The organism is Alkalimonas mucilaginosa, from assembly GCF_036327005.1.
Taxonomy (GTDB): domain Bacteria; phylum Pseudomonadota; class Gammaproteobacteria; order Enterobacterales; family Alteromonadaceae; genus Alkalimonas; species Alkalimonas mucilaginosa.
In genome coordinates, this window is record NZ_JAUGZK010000004.1 from 39,684 (window position 1) to 54,329 (window position 14,646).

At 50.0% G+C, this 14,646-nt stretch carries 19 protein-coding genes; 10 read left to right on the forward strand and 9 right to left on the reverse strand.

Annotated elements, in window-relative coordinates; all coding sequences use genetic code 11:
* Positions 1-24: 24 nt before the first annotated feature.
* From lptB to QWF21_RS06510, 6 genes are read right to left on the reverse strand one after another with little or no spacing between them, the layout of a single operon-like run.
* Positions 25-747: an LPS export ABC transporter ATP-binding protein gene (gene lptB, locus QWF21_RS06485; protein WP_330087237.1), complete on the reverse strand. Its 723-nt coding sequence runs from the start codon at positions 745-747 to the stop codon at positions 25-27.
* Complete coding sequence (lptA, locus tag QWF21_RS06490; RefSeq protein ID WP_330087238.1) at positions 744-1,262, reverse strand: lipopolysaccharide transport periplasmic protein LptA; 519 nt, start codon at positions 1,260-1,262, stop codon at positions 744-746. Before lptA ends, lptB begins: the two co-directional genes overlap by 4 nt.
* Positions 1,252-1,806, reverse strand: a complete 555-nt coding sequence (gene lptC / locus QWF21_RS06495; RefSeq protein WP_330087239.1) for an LPS export ABC transporter periplasmic protein LptC — start codon at positions 1,804-1,806, stop codon at positions 1,252-1,254. Before lptC ends, lptA begins: the two co-directional genes overlap by 11 nt.
* Positions 1,803-2,360, reverse strand: a complete 558-nt coding sequence (gene kdsC, locus QWF21_RS06500) for a 3-deoxy-manno-octulosonate-8-phosphatase KdsC (RefSeq protein ID WP_330087240.1) — start codon at positions 2,358-2,360, stop codon at positions 1,803-1,805. The genes lptC and kdsC overlap by 4 nt, the downstream gene beginning before the upstream one ends.
* Positions 2,361-3,329 (reverse strand): KpsF/GutQ family sugar-phosphate isomerase, encoded by a 969-nt coding sequence (locus QWF21_RS06505; protein ID WP_330087241.1) that lies wholly within the window; start codon positions 3,327-3,329, stop codon positions 2,361-2,363.
* Positions 3,330-3,339: 10 nt separating this feature from the next.
* On the reverse strand, positions 3,340-4,305 hold the full coding sequence (locus QWF21_RS06510; protein WP_330087559.1) for a calcium/sodium antiporter: 966 nt from the start codon (positions 4,303-4,305) through the stop codon (positions 3,340-3,342).
* 287 nt (positions 4,306-4,592) lie between these two features.
* On the opposite strand from QWF21_RS06510, the gene mlaF reads away from it, so the two are divergent.
* Genes mlaF through murA form a run of 7 tightly spaced genes read left to right on the forward strand, consistent with a single transcriptional unit; the run spans position 4,593 to position 9,114 of the window.
* Positions 4,593-5,393, forward strand: a complete 801-nt coding sequence (mlaF, locus tag QWF21_RS06515; protein WP_330087242.1) for a phospholipid ABC transporter ATP-binding protein MlaF — start codon at positions 4,593-4,595, stop codon at positions 5,391-5,393.
* Entirely contained in the window at positions 5,393-6,175 is a 783-nt protein-coding gene (gene mlaE / locus QWF21_RS06520; protein WP_330087243.1) for a lipid asymmetry maintenance ABC transporter permease subunit MlaE, read from the forward strand. The genes mlaF and mlaE overlap by 1 nt, the downstream gene beginning before the upstream one ends.
* A gap of 1 nt (position 6,176) precedes the next feature.
* Positions 6,177-6,638: an outer membrane lipid asymmetry maintenance protein MlaD gene (gene mlaD, locus QWF21_RS06525; RefSeq protein WP_330087244.1), complete on the forward strand. Its 462-nt coding sequence runs from the start codon at positions 6,177-6,179 to the stop codon at positions 6,636-6,638.
* A gap of 2 nt (positions 6,639-6,640) precedes the next feature.
* On the forward strand, positions 6,641-7,291 hold the full coding sequence (locus QWF21_RS06530; protein ID WP_330087245.1) for an MlaC/ttg2D family ABC transporter substrate-binding protein: 651 nt from the start codon (positions 6,641-6,643) through the stop codon (positions 7,289-7,291).
* Positions 7,292-7,294: 3 nt separating this feature from the next.
* Positions 7,295-7,585, forward strand: a complete 291-nt coding sequence (locus QWF21_RS06535; RefSeq protein WP_330087246.1) for an STAS domain-containing protein — start codon at positions 7,295-7,297, stop codon at positions 7,583-7,585.
* Positions 7,586-7,596: 11 nt separating this feature from the next.
* Entirely contained in the window at positions 7,597-7,854 is a 258-nt protein-coding gene (locus QWF21_RS06540; protein WP_330087247.1) for a BolA family protein, read from the forward strand.
* Between the two features lie 6 nt (positions 7,855-7,860).
* Entirely contained in the window at positions 7,861-9,114 is a 1,254-nt protein-coding gene (gene murA / locus QWF21_RS06545) for a UDP-N-acetylglucosamine 1-carboxyvinyltransferase (RefSeq protein ID WP_330087248.1), read from the forward strand.
* 32 nt (positions 9,115-9,146) lie between these two features.
* Here murA and QWF21_RS06550 read toward each other — a convergent pair whose 3' ends face one another.
* From QWF21_RS06550 to QWF21_RS06560, 3 genes are all read right to left on the reverse strand, one after another.
* Positions 9,147-10,232 (reverse strand): trypsin-like peptidase domain-containing protein, encoded by a 1,086-nt coding sequence (locus QWF21_RS06550; protein WP_330087249.1) that lies wholly within the window; start codon positions 10,230-10,232, stop codon positions 9,147-9,149.
* A gap of 108 nt (positions 10,233-10,340) precedes the next feature.
* Positions 10,341-11,702, reverse strand: a complete 1,362-nt coding sequence (locus QWF21_RS06555) for a Do family serine endopeptidase (RefSeq protein ID WP_330087250.1) — start codon at positions 11,700-11,702, stop codon at positions 10,341-10,343.
* Positions 11,703-11,838: 136 nt separating this feature from the next.
* On the reverse strand, positions 11,839-12,297 hold the full coding sequence (locus tag QWF21_RS06560) for a YhcB family protein (protein ID WP_330087251.1): 459 nt from the start codon (positions 12,295-12,297) through the stop codon (positions 11,839-11,841).
* A gap of 134 nt (positions 12,298-12,431) precedes the next feature.
* On the opposite strand from QWF21_RS06560, the gene zapE reads away from it, so the two are divergent.
* From zapE to rpsI, 3 genes are all read left to right on the forward strand, one after another.
* The gene (gene zapE, locus QWF21_RS06565) at positions 12,432-13,523 is read left to right on the forward strand and encodes a cell division protein ZapE (RefSeq protein ID WP_330087252.1); all 1,092 of its coding nucleotides are present in this window, start codon (positions 12,432-12,434) and stop codon (positions 13,521-13,523) included.
* Positions 13,524-13,731: 208 nt separating this feature from the next.
* Complete coding sequence (gene rplM / locus QWF21_RS06570) at positions 13,732-14,160, forward strand: 50S ribosomal protein L13 (protein WP_228612410.1); 429 nt, start codon at positions 13,732-13,734, stop codon at positions 14,158-14,160.
* A 12-nt stretch (positions 14,161-14,172) separates the two neighbouring features.
* Complete coding sequence (gene rpsI / locus QWF21_RS06575; protein WP_091339226.1) at positions 14,173-14,565, forward strand: 30S ribosomal protein S9; 393 nt, start codon at positions 14,173-14,175, stop codon at positions 14,563-14,565.
* Positions 14,566-14,646: the final 81 nt, after the last annotated feature.

Genomic DNA, 14,646 nt, shown 5'->3' on the forward strand with positions numbered 1-14,646 from the left:
AGAATAGAAAGCCTGTCGCTATAACTATAGCCTGAATTGTTCACCAAGGTATACATCCCTGACCTGCTGATTGGCAAGTACATCCGCCGGAGTGCCTGTTGCAATTAACTCCCCATGACTAACAATATAGGCGGTTTCACAGACATCAAGGGTTTCGCGCACATTGTGATCGGTAATTAGCACGCCAATGCCTCTTTGGCTCAGATGCTGAATAATTTTTTTTATATCCAGCACTGAGATTGGGTCTACACCGGCAAAAGGTTCATCCAACAACACAAAGCGCGGATCAGCCGCCAATGCCCGCGCTATTTCTACCCGTCTGCGCTCTCCTCCGGATAAACTCATACCCAGGCTTTGGCTGATATGGCCAATATGGAACTCTTCCAGCAAATCATCGGCTGTCTCTTCCTGCTGGGCGGGGGTTAAATCCTTACGGGTTTGTAGAATTGCCATCAGGTTGTCACGAACCGTTAGCTTACGAAAAATAGAGCTTTCCTGTGGCAAATAACCAATACCAAGACGGGCACGTTGATGAATAGGTTGGTCGGTTAAATCATGCTCACCAAGTTGAATGCTGCCCTTATCACTGGGTACCAAGCCAACAATCATATAAAATGTTGTTGTTTTGCCGGCTCCATTGGGCCCCAACAAGCCGACGATCTGGCCCGAGCGAACTTCCAGACTTACGTCTTTGACAACCTGCCGCCCTTTGTAGCTTTTTGCCAGATGCGATGCAGTTAACTTCATGGTTGTTGGTTCTCTTCATTGGTAGCTGATGGTTGTTGATTTTCTGGGGCAAAAATAGTCCGCACCCGCTCATTCTCCCCACGTTCGGCCTGCAACTGCTGAGTTTCCATGTTGTACTCAATTTTTGCAGCCTGTACCAGGCTACCGCTTTGTTTTAACTCAGCGTCTCCGACCATCAACAGGATGCGACTAGCACGGTCGTATCGGATCTCAAAAGCTTCTGCCTCTACCAGCGAGTTATCTTCCATGCGTTGACTGTAGGTCGCCGGAGAGCCTGTGGCAATAAAGACTTCCATGCCTTTGCCTGCGGAGCCATCGACTTCCAGCCGCTCTGCCCGGATAGTCAGGCTGCCTTGCTGCACCAGCACATTGCGCTCGTAGACGACATTAGAGCTTTGTAAATCGGTGAAAAAAGCCTCGGAGTCAATGCTCAGTGGCTGCTGAAAATCTTGCTGGGTTGAAGCCAGTGCTGGTGTTGTCAGCAAGAAAGCTACCAATACGATCTTAAGGTTCATTGTGATAATCCGTTCTGTAGTGCTGCTCAATGTGAATGGTTTGCTCTGCAATGCTGGCCTGCATGCCCCGGCCGGAAATGGTGAAGCCGGCACCAAAGATATCTACATTTTCTTCGGTAGATAATATCTCGGATGCCAGTGACATTTCCAGATAACTGGTTTGTACCCGATCAATCAGTGCTTCTGTGACCAGGTTCTGCAACAAGACGTCACCATCCAGAATCAATTTATCATCCGGGTAGAGTACTGCCGTGCGACTGGATGCTTGCCAGCTAAGATTATGAGCTCGATCCAATAAGGTAAAGATGGGTCGATCGAGCTGGGTAAAGCCAAGCAAGTCGTAGTGCTCCATGCGCTCAGCCTGCACCAGTTCACTCAGTTGTCCCTGTTCATCATACACAATACGCGTAAGCTGCTCAGCGATAAAATCAGGTATCAGCTCGCGCTCAGTCAGGATTTGCCGGCTGTCATCGCTGCTGCTGAACCACCGATACAGCAAAGTAAACAGCACAACACCGAGCAACAGGTAAGCGACAGGTTTCATGTGCTGCTGCCCCGGAACTGCTGGAAGGCGCCGATACTCATCAGCAACAGATCGGCTACTTCCCGTACAGCACCGAAGCCGCCGGGGCAACTGGTCACGTAATGGCTGTGCAGTCGCAGGTAGGGGTGCGCGTCCTGCACGGCAATACTAAGACCGACCTGCTGCATCACTTCCCAATCACTGAGATCATCGCCAATGTAAGCGACCTGGTGTGGCTCCAGCTGCTCTATGGTGAGCACTTCTTCAAAGGCAGGTATTTTATGCTCCTGGCCTTGGTAAATATGAGGCACCGTCAGGGATTGCATACGTTGTTGCACAATTCTGGACTGTCGCCCGGTAATAATGGCGACTTCGATCCCGGCTTTGCGCAAGGCTTTAATGCCGTACCCATCCCGGGTATGAAAAGCCTTTAATTCTTCGCCAGAGTTCCCCAAATAAATACGACCATCCGAAAAAACACCATCGACATCGCAAATCAGCAAGCGGATTTGTTGGGCCTGTTGCCAAAGCTTGGCCGGGACTGCCTGGTAGCACTGTTGAAAGAGTTGTTGCATTCAAAGCACTCCTGCTTTTAATAAATCATGCATGTTCATGGCGCCAATAGGCTGTTGTTGTTGGTTAACAATCACCAAGCCATTGATTTTACGCTGTTCCATTAGTTTTAGTGCTTCTGCAGCCAGCATCTGTGGCTTGGCGGTGATGCAGTTTGGTGTCATCACGGCAGCAATGCTGGTGTCGTGAATATCAAAGCGCTGATCTAAAATGCGACGTAGATCGCCATCGGTGAAAATCCCCTGCATGATGCCAGCATCATCTACCACCGCCGTCATCCCCAGGCCTTTGGTGCTCATTTCCAGCAAAGCAGTTTTAATGGTGGCGGTGATGGGAACTACTGGCATGTTGCTGCCCGTATGCATTACATCCTCTAACCGCAACAATAAACGGCGCCCCAGGCTTCCGCCCGGATGCGACAGGGCAAAGTCATCGGCCGAGAAGCCTCTGGCATTGAGCAAAGCAACCGCCATAGCATCCCCCATTGCCAGTGTGGCTGTGGTGCTGGCTGTAGGGGCCAACCCAAGCGGGCAAGCCTCTTGTTCTACCTGTACACAGACATGAACATCCGACAAGCGGGCCAGGGTTGACGCTGGATTACCACTCATACCGATCAGGTGGGCACCTATACGCTTTAGTACCGGAATAATGGTGAGTACCTCACCGGTTTCACCGGAGTTTGATATGGCAATCACCACATCGTCTTTGGTTACCATGCCTAAGTCACCATGGCTGGCTTCACCCGGGTGGACAAAAAAGGCCGGAGTACCGGTTGAAGCAAAGGTGGCCGCAATTTTATTGGCAATGTGGCCGGATTTGCCCATACCGGAGACAATCACCCGGCCAGGGCTGTCCATAATCAACTGGCAAGCCCGATTAAAGTCATCGTTAATAAAGCGCGCCAGTTGCTGAATAGCGCTTGCTTCAATTTGTAATACCTGTAACGCCTGTTGCTTGAAATCTGTGGTCATGCTGTACCTGTTAATTCATGCTGGAAAATAATAAGTACTGATAGCCGACAAAAGCTGCCAGCAGAATAAAACCTTCGACCCGATTTATCCGCCGAAGTTTGCCAAGACGCAAACTCATCAGCAACAAGGCCAGTGTAGCAGCCATCATGACATAACTATCTCGTCCGGCAGCAGCAGGATCGAGCATACCGGGAGCTATAACAGCACCAACGCCAAGCACTGCCAGAATGTTAAAGATATTTGAGCCAATAATGTTGCCCAGTGCCAGGTCATCTTCACCTTTGAGCACACCAATCAGACTGGCGGCAAGCTCTGGCAGGCTGGTACCAATGGCAATAATGGTCAGGCCAATCATCAAATCACTCATGCCAAAGTGACTGGCAATAGTGACTGCACCATGCACCAGCAGTTGTGAGCTGGCCAGCAGCAATGTTAAGCCAAGCAATACCCAGACAACAGCTTGCCAGGTAGGCTTAACGGGGGGCAATTCAGCCTCGTACTCTGTGCGTAATGGATCATCGGGAGTAGCATGTTTGCCCCAATACACCATAAGCATCAGGAATAATGCAAAGCCAGCCAAAAACAGGACCCCTTCAGCGCGGGTTAAGCTTTGGTCGGCTAAAAACAGGTAGCCAAGCAGGGTGACCAGAATGAGCAACGGAAACTCGCGCTTAATGGTCATGGAAGCCACTGCGATGGGTTTCAGTAACGCGGTTGCACCTATCACTAAAAGAATATTGGTGATATTCGAGCCCAGCGCATTGCCAACCGCGGTGTCCAGCCTACCTTGCCAGGCCGCGGTGGCGGAGACCATGATTTCTGGCGCTGACGAACCCATGGCCACAATCGTCAGGCCGATGATCATGGGAGAAATATTGAGGTTACGTGCGATGGACGAAGCCCCGTAGACAAAACGATCGGCGCTCCAGATGAGTAGCACCAGGCCAACCAGAACGAAAATGGTGGCAACAATCAGTGGAGACACTGGGTGTTCCTTATGGGTCAATTGGTCCGAAAGTCGTATTTTCCCGTTTATTGTCAGGAAAAGCAAAACTTATGCATGCTGGTACTGTTCGACTTTTTGCAATGACTTGTTACGAATAATAACCAGGTAGTGCCGCAGTAATTTTGTTACAATCGGCGGATCGGAGCTGGACTTGCACAGGGTTATCCGGCGTTGCCCGATTGAATTGGCGGCATGAGGTCGTTATAGTTCGCCCGCACTGCTGCGGCAGTAAGCTTAATTATGCTATGGAGAGAACCTTGTCCGATTTGTTGGTGGATATTAAAAATCTGACATTCAGTCGTGGTGAGCGGTTGATTTACGACGATATGAGCATGCAGGTGAAACGTGGTCAGGTGACTGCTATTATGGGGCCCAGTGGCATCGGTAAAACGACGTTACTCAAGTTGATCGGTGGCCAGTTGCGGCCTGATCGCGGTGATATTTTGTTTAAAGGCTGCTCCATTCCGAAAATGAGCCGCTCAGAGCTGTATCAAACCCGTAAATCGATGAGCATGTTGTTTCAAAGTGGCGCTTTGTTTAGTGAGTTGTCGGTGTTTGATAACGTTGCTTTTCCTATTCGCGAGCATACCAAGCTGCCTGAGACGTTGATCCGAACCATCGTTTTGATGAAGTTGGAGTCGGTTGGGTTGCGAGGAGCAAGAGACCTGATGCCATCAGAGTTATCCGGCGGTATGGCTCGCCGGGCTGCGCTGGCCAGAGCCATTGCCTTGGATCCGGAACTAATTATGTATGACGAGCCTTTTGCCGGCCAGGATCCGATTTCGATGGGGATTGTGGTCAAACTGATTCGTGAGCTGAATAATGCGCTGGGGCTGACCTCCATCGTAGTTTCTCATGACGTGCCGGAAGTGATGAGCATTGCGGACTATGTGTACGTGGTGGCGGAAAAGCATGTGATTGGCCAGGGAACACCAGAACAGCTGCGACAAGATCCATCCCCTTTAGTGCAACAATTCTTAAAGGGTGAAGCAGACGGCGCTGTCCCCTTTCACTACAAAGCGGCACCTTATGCCGATGAATTGATGGAGCTGTTGTAATGTTAGTGGATCGCATACAGCGCCTGGGTGCCAATACCATCCAAACTGTGGCTGGTTTAGGCCGGGCTGCTCTGATGCTGCTTGGGGCAGTTGTTGGGAAGCCGGATGTTCGTAAAGGCTTTCCTTTACTCATCAAGCAACTCTACGTGGTTGGGGTGTTGTCTTTGCTGATTATTCTGGTATCTGGCCTCTTTATTGGCATGGTACTTGGACTGCAAGGCTACACCGTACTGGTGAAATTTGGTGCCGAAGGTATGTTAGGCCCATTAGTTGCGCTGAGTCTGCTGCGCGAGCTGGGACCCGTTGTAACCGCTTTGCTGTTCGCTGGCCGTGCAGGCAGTGCTTTAACGGCTGAGATTGGTTTAATGAAAGCCACTGAACAAATTTCCAGCATGGAAATGATGGCGGTAGACCCATTACGGCGAATAATCGCGCCGCGTTTTTGGGCTGGTGTTATCAGCATGCCGCTATTGGCGATCATTTTTACTGCTGTTGGCATTTTAGGTGGTCATCTGGTAGGGGTCGACTGGCTGGGCGTGGATGCTGGCAGTTACTGGTCAGCGATGCAGGCCAACGTCGATTTGTACCAAGATGTTTTTAACGGCGTGATAAAAAGTGTGGTGTTTGCTTTTGTCGTGATGGCGATCGCCTTGCATAAAGGCTTTGATGCAGTGCCAACCTCAGAGGGCATTGCCCGGGCAACCACAGAAACAGTAGTTACTGCGTCTTTGGCGGTGCTGGCATTTGATTTTGTACTAACCGCTTTAATGTTTGGTGGATAAGATGAATACACGGAAAATTGAAATCTTTGTGGGTGTTTTTGTAGCTTTAGCAATTGCCGCCTTTCTGGTGCTGGCGTTGAAAGTAGCCAATACCGGTTTTGCCGGCTCTGGCGATACCTATACCTTGTACGCTGATTTTGAAAATATTGGCGGCTTAAAAGCCCGCTCACCGATTAAGGTAGGCGGTGTGGTGGTAGGACGGGTGGCATCGATTGAGTTGGATAAAACCTACTACACACCAAGAGTACGCCTGGAAATTAGTCGGCAATACGATAATTTCCCGGAAACAAGCTCCGTGGTTATTTTGACGTCAGGCCTGCTTGGTGAACAATACCTGGGTATTCAACCGGGCTTTATCGATGACACTGTACATATTCTGCAAGATGGGGATGTCATTGAAGACACGCGTTCAGCCATGGTGCTGGAAGAGTTGATTGGTCAGTTTCTATTTAACCGGAATTAATTATGAATATAGTGAACACAGTAAGCCGACTGTTGTTGGCAGCAACCTTTCTCATCAGTGGCTTTGTTGTGGCAGAAGTGCCGCGCTACACCGATCCGTATCAGATGATATCCACTGTTGCAGATCACGCTTTTAGCCGTTTAGCCGAAGAAAAAGACAATATTCAACAAAACCCTGAAATTCTTCGTACCTTGGTACACGATGAGTTATTGCCTTACATCGATGTACGCTATGCTGCCTTTCGGGTAATTGGTAACCATATTCGCAACACCACGGAAGAAGAGCGGGATGCTTTTGTCGCCGCATTTCAGGAATACATGATTTCTACTTATGCCGGCACTTTTACGCTGTACAGAGATCAGCGTGTGATCATAGAGCCTGGTCAGGATGTTGGTAATCGCCGGGTTGCCACTGTACGTACCCGGGTGATTGACCCGGGCAAGCCGGATATCAATATTGAATTTAAGCTGATCCGTCATCGTGACAGTGAATACTGGCAGGTTTTTGATATGGTTGCTGAAGGTATTTCCTTGCTGGATAGCAAGCGTGCAGAGCTGGGAGGCATGATTCGCCAGCAAGGCCTGTCCCGGGTAACCGAACTCTTGCAAGAGCGGGCAAAACAGCCCATTGAGCTGTCAGAGCCAGAGGAATAAGGCGTGTTAAAGATTGAGCTGCAGCAACAGCGGCTAATGATTGAAGGGGTGCTTGATCGCAACACCTTACTGAATTATTGGCCCTTAACACTACTTAAAGATGTATCCGGCGAAGTGACTTTTGACTTCAGTCAGTTGGAAAGTATTGATACTGCAGGCCTTGCCTGGTTACTAAAGCAAGTAGCGCTTGCCAAACAGGCTGGCTTAATGGTCCAATTGCAGCATGTACCACCGCAACTGCGTTCTTTGGCTCAAGTCAGTGATGTACTTGAGCTGTTGCCAATCAACGAATAATCAGGTTAGTGATGGAAATTCAACAGATAGAAAGCCTTCTTAAGGAACAATTGCAGTTATCTGAAGTCAAAGTCAGCGCTGATGGCTCGCATTATTCGGTCCTGGCTGTTGGCGACTGTTTTGCTGATGTTAGCCGCGTGCGGCAGCAGCAAATGATCTATGGCCCTCTGATGGCTGCTATTCAAGATGGCAGCATTCATGCGGTGTCCATTCGTACCTTTACACCAGAGCAATGGCGTAGAGAAAAATTACTTAACCCATCGATGTAATTACTTATGCAGCAATTCCTTGTGACCGGCGGTGCTGAACTACGTGGCGAGGTAACCATTTCCGGTGCCAAGAACGCAGCCCTCCCTATTTTATTTGCCAGTATTCTGTCCGAAGGGCAGGTGCTGATCGACAATGTCCCTGAATTAAAAGATATTGACACCACCTTTAAATTACTGCGCCAATTTGGTGCAACTGTTGAGCGGCAAGGGCACCAGGTCCAAATTCATGCTGCGGCCATTAACAGTTACCAGGCTTCGTACGATTTGGTAAAAACCATGCGCGCCTCTATTTTGGCGTTAGGGCCGCTGCTTAGCCGTTTTGGCCAGGCCGAGGTCTCTTTACCTGGTGGTTGCGCCATAGGGGCACGCCCGGTGAATTTGCATATTGATGGCTTACGGAAAATGGGTGCCGAGATCACGGTGGAAAATGGCTATATTAAAGCCCGCTCCAGCCGGTTGAAAGGAGCACACATCGTGATGGATATGGTGAGTGTCACTGGTACTGAGAATTTGATGGCTGCGGCAGTGCTTGCCAGTGGAACCACCATTATCGAGAATGCAGCCAGAGAACCCGAAGTAACCGATCTGGCCAATTTCCTCATTGCTCTGGGGGCTCGTATTGAAGGTGCTGGCACCGATACCATTCGTATTGAGGGCATCGAGCGGCTGGGTGGCGGCCAGTACCGTGTGCTTCCCGATCGGATAGAGACCGGCACTTTTCTGGTAGCGGCAGCTGTTACCGGGGGAGATGTGACCTGTCGTAATACACAGCCTGGTGAGCTGGAAGTGGTGCTGGACAAGTTGCGCGAAGCTGGCGCTGATATCAGCACTGGTGAGGATTGGATCCGCTTGTCTATGGCTGGTCGTACTCTAAAAGCAGTTCAGGTGAAAACTGTGCCACACCCGGGATTTCCTACCGATATGCAGGCGCAGTTTACGGTGTTGAATGTGGTGGCACAAGGCGTAGGTACGGTGACGGAAACCATTTTTGAAAACCGCTTTATGCATGTGCCTGAGTTGCAGCGGATGGGGGCCCGTATCCAGTTAGAGGGTAATACTGCGGTTTGTCAGCACACGGAGCATTTAACAGCCGCTCAGGTGATGGCAACGGATCTGCGTGCTTCAGCCAGCCTGGTGATTGCAGGCCTGGTGGCTGACGGTACCACTGTGGTGGACAGGATTTACCATATTGATCGTGGCTACGAGCAGATTGAACACAAACTGGCAGGGCTGGGAGCCCGGATCGAGCGGGTTGGCTGAGTCCAACCCTGTGTTGAGTTGTCAGACGTGAACTAGCGGAACTCGCGTATCATGGTAGGTATCACCATTCGCTCATTGTTGCGGCTGATGGTGAGATCCACCAGAGTATCAGGTGGTGTTTCTGCAATCACATTCAAGGCATGTTGTGTACTTCTGAGTGGCATGCCATCAATTTCCAATAAAATATCATTCACCTGCAGTCCAGCTTCCGCAGCCGGGCTGTGTGGCGCAATGGAAGTAAGCTGAACACCGTACAAAGGCTGTCCACTTGAAATGAGTCGATCGCCCGCAGCATTAATCACCGGCTCACCATTAACACCAAGATGGCCGCGGATCACCCGACCATGTTGGATCAGCTTTTCCATCACTCTATAGGCTAGCTGATAGGGAACTGCGAAAAAAATGCCTTGCACATCCTGGCTTTGGCGCTGAAAAGTGCCTGCATTAATCCCTACCAGAGTCCCATTGCTGTTCACCAGGGCTCCACCGGAATTGCCGGCATTAATGGCTGCATCCATCCTCATAAAATCAATATAACCACGCGAACTTAAACCATTATTGCCATTGGCACTGATAATGCCTTGGGTGACGGTTTGACCCAGATTAAGCGGGTTACCAATGGCCAGAACTACATCACCGACCTGAGGTTGCAACTCAGGATCTTGGGGGATGGCTGGTAAGTTATCGGTCTCTACGTACAAAAGTGCTAAGTCGGTAATTTCATCGTGGCCAATCAGCAAGGCTTCAAGCCAGCGACCATCTTGTAATGCAACTTCGATATGATCGGCACCATAGACCACATGGTGATTGGTTAAAATGTAGCCTTCAGGGCTCATGATAACACCTGAACCAAGCTCCTGGCGTTCAATGGTGCGAGCTCGTAATGAGCGCGGGTGGCTAATGGTGGTGCGGGTATAGACATTCACCACCGAAGGGGCTGCCTGTCTTACCGCTCGGGCATAAGACACGGGTGCAGCTTTTTGCACCGCATCGGCTGTGGTATGGGCTGGTCCAGCTAAGCGAAGCTGCCCAGGGAACAGCAGCAATAGAATAAGCGCCAGCGCCAGGCCGTAAGCAATACTACGTAATAAAAAAAACAGGATCTTAAGCACTGACATCGGTTTAGCTGAGGGTTGAATCTGCAAAGGATATCATTATTTACAGCAAAGCAGTAGCATGTTGATACTACTGCTCTGCTGGTCATGATTGAAAAGTGCACTGACTCCCTAACGGATCAGCACATAAAGGGTTTGATTGCCGCGTTGTATATTCAGTGCGACCACACCACGCTGCTCTTGCAGAGCCTTACGTAGCTCCGCCAGATTATGAACACGTTGACGGTTCACCCCAATAATCACATCGCCTTTCTCCAAACCAAGGCGGGCTGCAGGCGCTGTGCGCTCCAGTTCACTAATCAGCACCCCGGCTTTGCCATCCTGGGTTTGGTCATTTAACAAGGTGGCACCTTCCAGCATTGGATGCAGTACATTAGCGGCTACCTGAGCTTGCTCTGCCCGGCGCAGAGTGACATCAATATCCAGAGTGCGGCCATCACGCAGTACCGCTAGCCGCACCTCACGACCTGCGCCTAAAGTGGCGATCTTGGCTCTGAGTTCACGGAAGTTAATAATGCGGTTGCCATTCATGCCAACAATGACATCACCAGAGCGTAAACCTGCTGCTTCTGCTGCAGAGTCTGGTAAAACTTCGTTGACAAAAGCCCCCTGAGTGACGGACAAGTTCATAGCCTCAGTAAGCTCGGAGGTCACATCAATCCCCCGGATCCCGAGACTTCCCCGGCGAATTTCACCAAATTCAATCATTTGATCTACCAGGTTTTTCATCATATTCGACGGAATCGCAAAGCCAATACCGACATTGCCACCATGGGGTCCCAGGATGGCGGTATTAATACCGATCAGCTCTCCCCGTAAATTGACCAGAGCTCCGCCTGAATTACCACTATTAATAGCTGCGTCGGTTTGAATAAAGTCCTCATAGCCTTCCATGCCAAGATTGCCGCGCCCCAGGGCGCTGACAATGCCGGAAGTCACGGTTTGGCCAAGCCCGAATGGGTTGCCAATAGCGATGGCAAAATCGCCCACCCGCAGTCGGTCTGAGTCTGCGATGGATAACGCAATCAGATTGTCGGCTTCAATTTGCAGTAAGGCGATATCACTTTCAGGATCGTCACCAATCTTTTTAGCGGCAAAGGTGCGGCCATCTTGCAGGTTGATGATGATATCCGTAGCATCACGAATAACATGGGCATTGGTGACAATGTAGCCTCGTTCTGCATCAATAATGACGCCGGAGCCTAAGCCACGGAAAGGGCGTTCTTCACGAAACTCTCCCGGGCCTCTTGGACCAAAAAAATGACGGAATGCATCGGGCATGCGTTGCCGAACTTCACGGCTGCCTTGCACTGAAATATTCACCACGGCAGGTGTAGCCTGTTCCAACATGGGCGCCAGGGTTGGTATTTCGCCCTGGCTTAGTTGGGCTAACGGGAGGTTTGCCTGTGCCAGCCCAACCGTTAAGAACAGGCTGGCAAGCAGACCACTCAAAGTAAGGATGCTTCTTTTCATACACGCAGATCTCCATTAAACACGCTGAGCATAAAATTTATGAGTCAGGATGTTGCTAAAGACGCTCAGCATTCAAAAAAGTTCATCGTCCCGAGGGGAGGAAAATCCTGAAACAGAGTTTCAGGATTGCTATGGATTAACTCTCGGCGGCAGCCGCTTTCTTAGCGCTATCTTTCAAGAGACCACTGGCTCCACCAGCGTAATCTTTCGGTTGCTCAAAAGATTCAGAAAAGGTTGGCTTGCGTTCATCCAACTGGTGGATGGATTCACGGATCTGGCTGGCAGTATCGGCCGATAAATAAGATATAGGTTCGGATTTTTTCTCCAGCATCGGTTTTTCTACCAGCTCCATCTTGCTTTGCTGCAGGTGGCTGGCAATTTTACCGTAGTTTTGCTGCAACTGGGTAATAAGCTGGTTGGTGGTTTCCAGATGGTTGGATACATCTGCCCGGTACTTTTTTAGCTGCTCGCGGGTATCGGTCAGTTCCTGCTGCAACTGGCTTTGATTATGCTGTCGCAGGGCAAGAAACCATGCCACCAGACCTCCACAAACGAAGCCAACTGCCAGCCACACTAAAGTCATTGTTAGGGTCATATCTGCTCCTGCATTTACATCAATGGGTTCCACTCTAAGTGTAACCGATTTTTTTAGTTACAGTGGTAAGGCATGTTAAGATAACAGCCCTGGTTTAATTGTGGCTGAACAGCCTTATTTCAAGTAGAGCCATTATGCCTTCACCACAGGAAAAATATCAGCTGGATTTAATGCGTGCGGATTTCCAGCCCGATGCGGCGCAAGCGGAAGCGGTCCGTCATCTGCAACGTTTGTACGATGATTTACTACAGCAATACCATTGCCCGGTGGGTTTCTGGCAGAAGTTATTCAGCACCAAGCCAAAACCTGATGTCATTGGTTTGTATTTATGGGGGGGGGTTGGCCGGGGCAAGACCTACCTGATGGATACCTTTTATGAATGTCTGCCGCTTGAGCGCAAAATGCGGGTGCATTTTCACCGTTTTATGCATCGGGTACATGAAGAGCTAAAAAGTTTGCACAACCAGGCGAACCCACTTGAAATAGTGGCCGATCGTTTTAAACAACAGGCTGATATTATTTGTTTTGATGAGTTCTTTGTCTCTGATATTACCGATGCCATGTTGTTAGGTACCTTGATGCAGGCGTTGTTTAGCAGAGGCATCACCCTGGTTGCAACCTCAAACATTGAACCGGATGGTTTGTATCGCAACGGGCTGCAGCGGGCGCGCTTTTTGCCGGCGATTGAGTTGATTAAACGACACACTGTGGTGGTGAATGTCGATAGTGGTATTGATTACCGGCTGCGCACACTGGAGCAGGCTGAGATTTTCCATGCGCCGCTCGATCAACAGGCTGAGCTGAATCTGGCACAGTATTTCCAGGCATTATCGGATGAACCCAGGCAGCAGAATGTAGCCATTGAAGTGGCTAACCGGAGCATTCAGGCCCGGTATGAGGCCGATGGCGTGGTCTGGTTTGGCTTTAGCGAGCTGTGTGAAAGTGCCCGCAGTCAATACGATTACATGGAGCTGAGCCGTTGTTACCACACCGTACTGGTATCCGGGGTCAAGGTGATGGGGCAGCACAACGACGATGTGGCGCGGCGTTTTATTGCGCTGGTTGATGAATTTTATGAGCGCAATGTCACCCTGATTCTGTCGGCTGAAGTCGAACTGGAGGCCTTGTACCAAGGTGGCTTACTGAGTTTTGAGTTCAAACGTTGCATCAGTCGTTTGCAGGAAATGCAGTCGCATGAGTATCTGGCGCGGGCGCACCTACCCTAAATAAAGTATTTCGGTAGAAAAATTGATATTTTTTAACCAGAAGGGCTGATCTTTTGCTTTGGATGAATTATAATCCGCGCCCGGCCTACGTTACAGCCTCTACTGCCCTTTAGCCAGGCAGTAATTGTACTCGAAGGGGTACGGTCACGATACTGCGCAATAGCCCTGCGGGTATCAGGTGTAACTATGTAAGTTTTGGACTATATAAATGAAAACTTTTACTGCTAAACCAGAAAGCGTACAACGCGACTGGTATGTTGTGGATGCTGCTGGTAAGACACTGGGACGTATCTCAACTGAAATCGCTGCGCGCTTGCGCGGTAAACACAAGCCTGAGTTTACACCACACGTGGACACCGGTGATTACATCATCGTGGTTAATGCGGACAAAGTGGTTGTCACTGGCAACAAAGCCAAAGACAAGATGTACTACTCGCACAGTGGTTTCCCAGGTGGCATCAAAGAAATTAACTTTGAAAAGCTGCTGGCGAAAAAACCTGAGATGGTGCTTGAAAAAGCCATCAAGGGCATGTTGCCAAAAGGCCCATTGGGTCGTGCTATGTTCCGTAAGTTAAAAGTGTATGCCGGCGCCGAGCATCAGCATGCTGCTCAGCAACCGCAAGTTTTAGACATCTAATCGGAGCATCACATGGCACAGAATCAATACTATGGAACTGGTCGTCGTAAAAGCTCAACGGCCCGTGTATTTTTAAAAGCCGGCTCAGGCAACATCGTGATCAACAAGCGCTCTATCACTGAGTACTTTGGTCGTGAAACTGCCCGCATGGTGGTGATGCAGCCACTGGAGCTGGTTGATATGGTTGGCAAATTCGACATGCATATCACCGTGAAAGGCGGTGGTATCAGCGGTCAGGCCGGCGCTATCCGTCATGGCATCACCCGTGCTTTGATGGAGTTTGACGAGACACTGCGTCCGGAACTGCGTAAAGCAGGTTTCGTAACCCGTGACGCTCGTCAGGTTGAACGGAAGAAAGTGGGTCTGCGTAAAGCACGTAAACGTCCACAGTACTCCAAGCGTTAAGCTTGTTTTGTACCTGCAAACCCGGCCTTGTGTCGGGTTTTTTATTGCGATTCAGCGGCGGTTAATCCTTGTGTAAAGCGC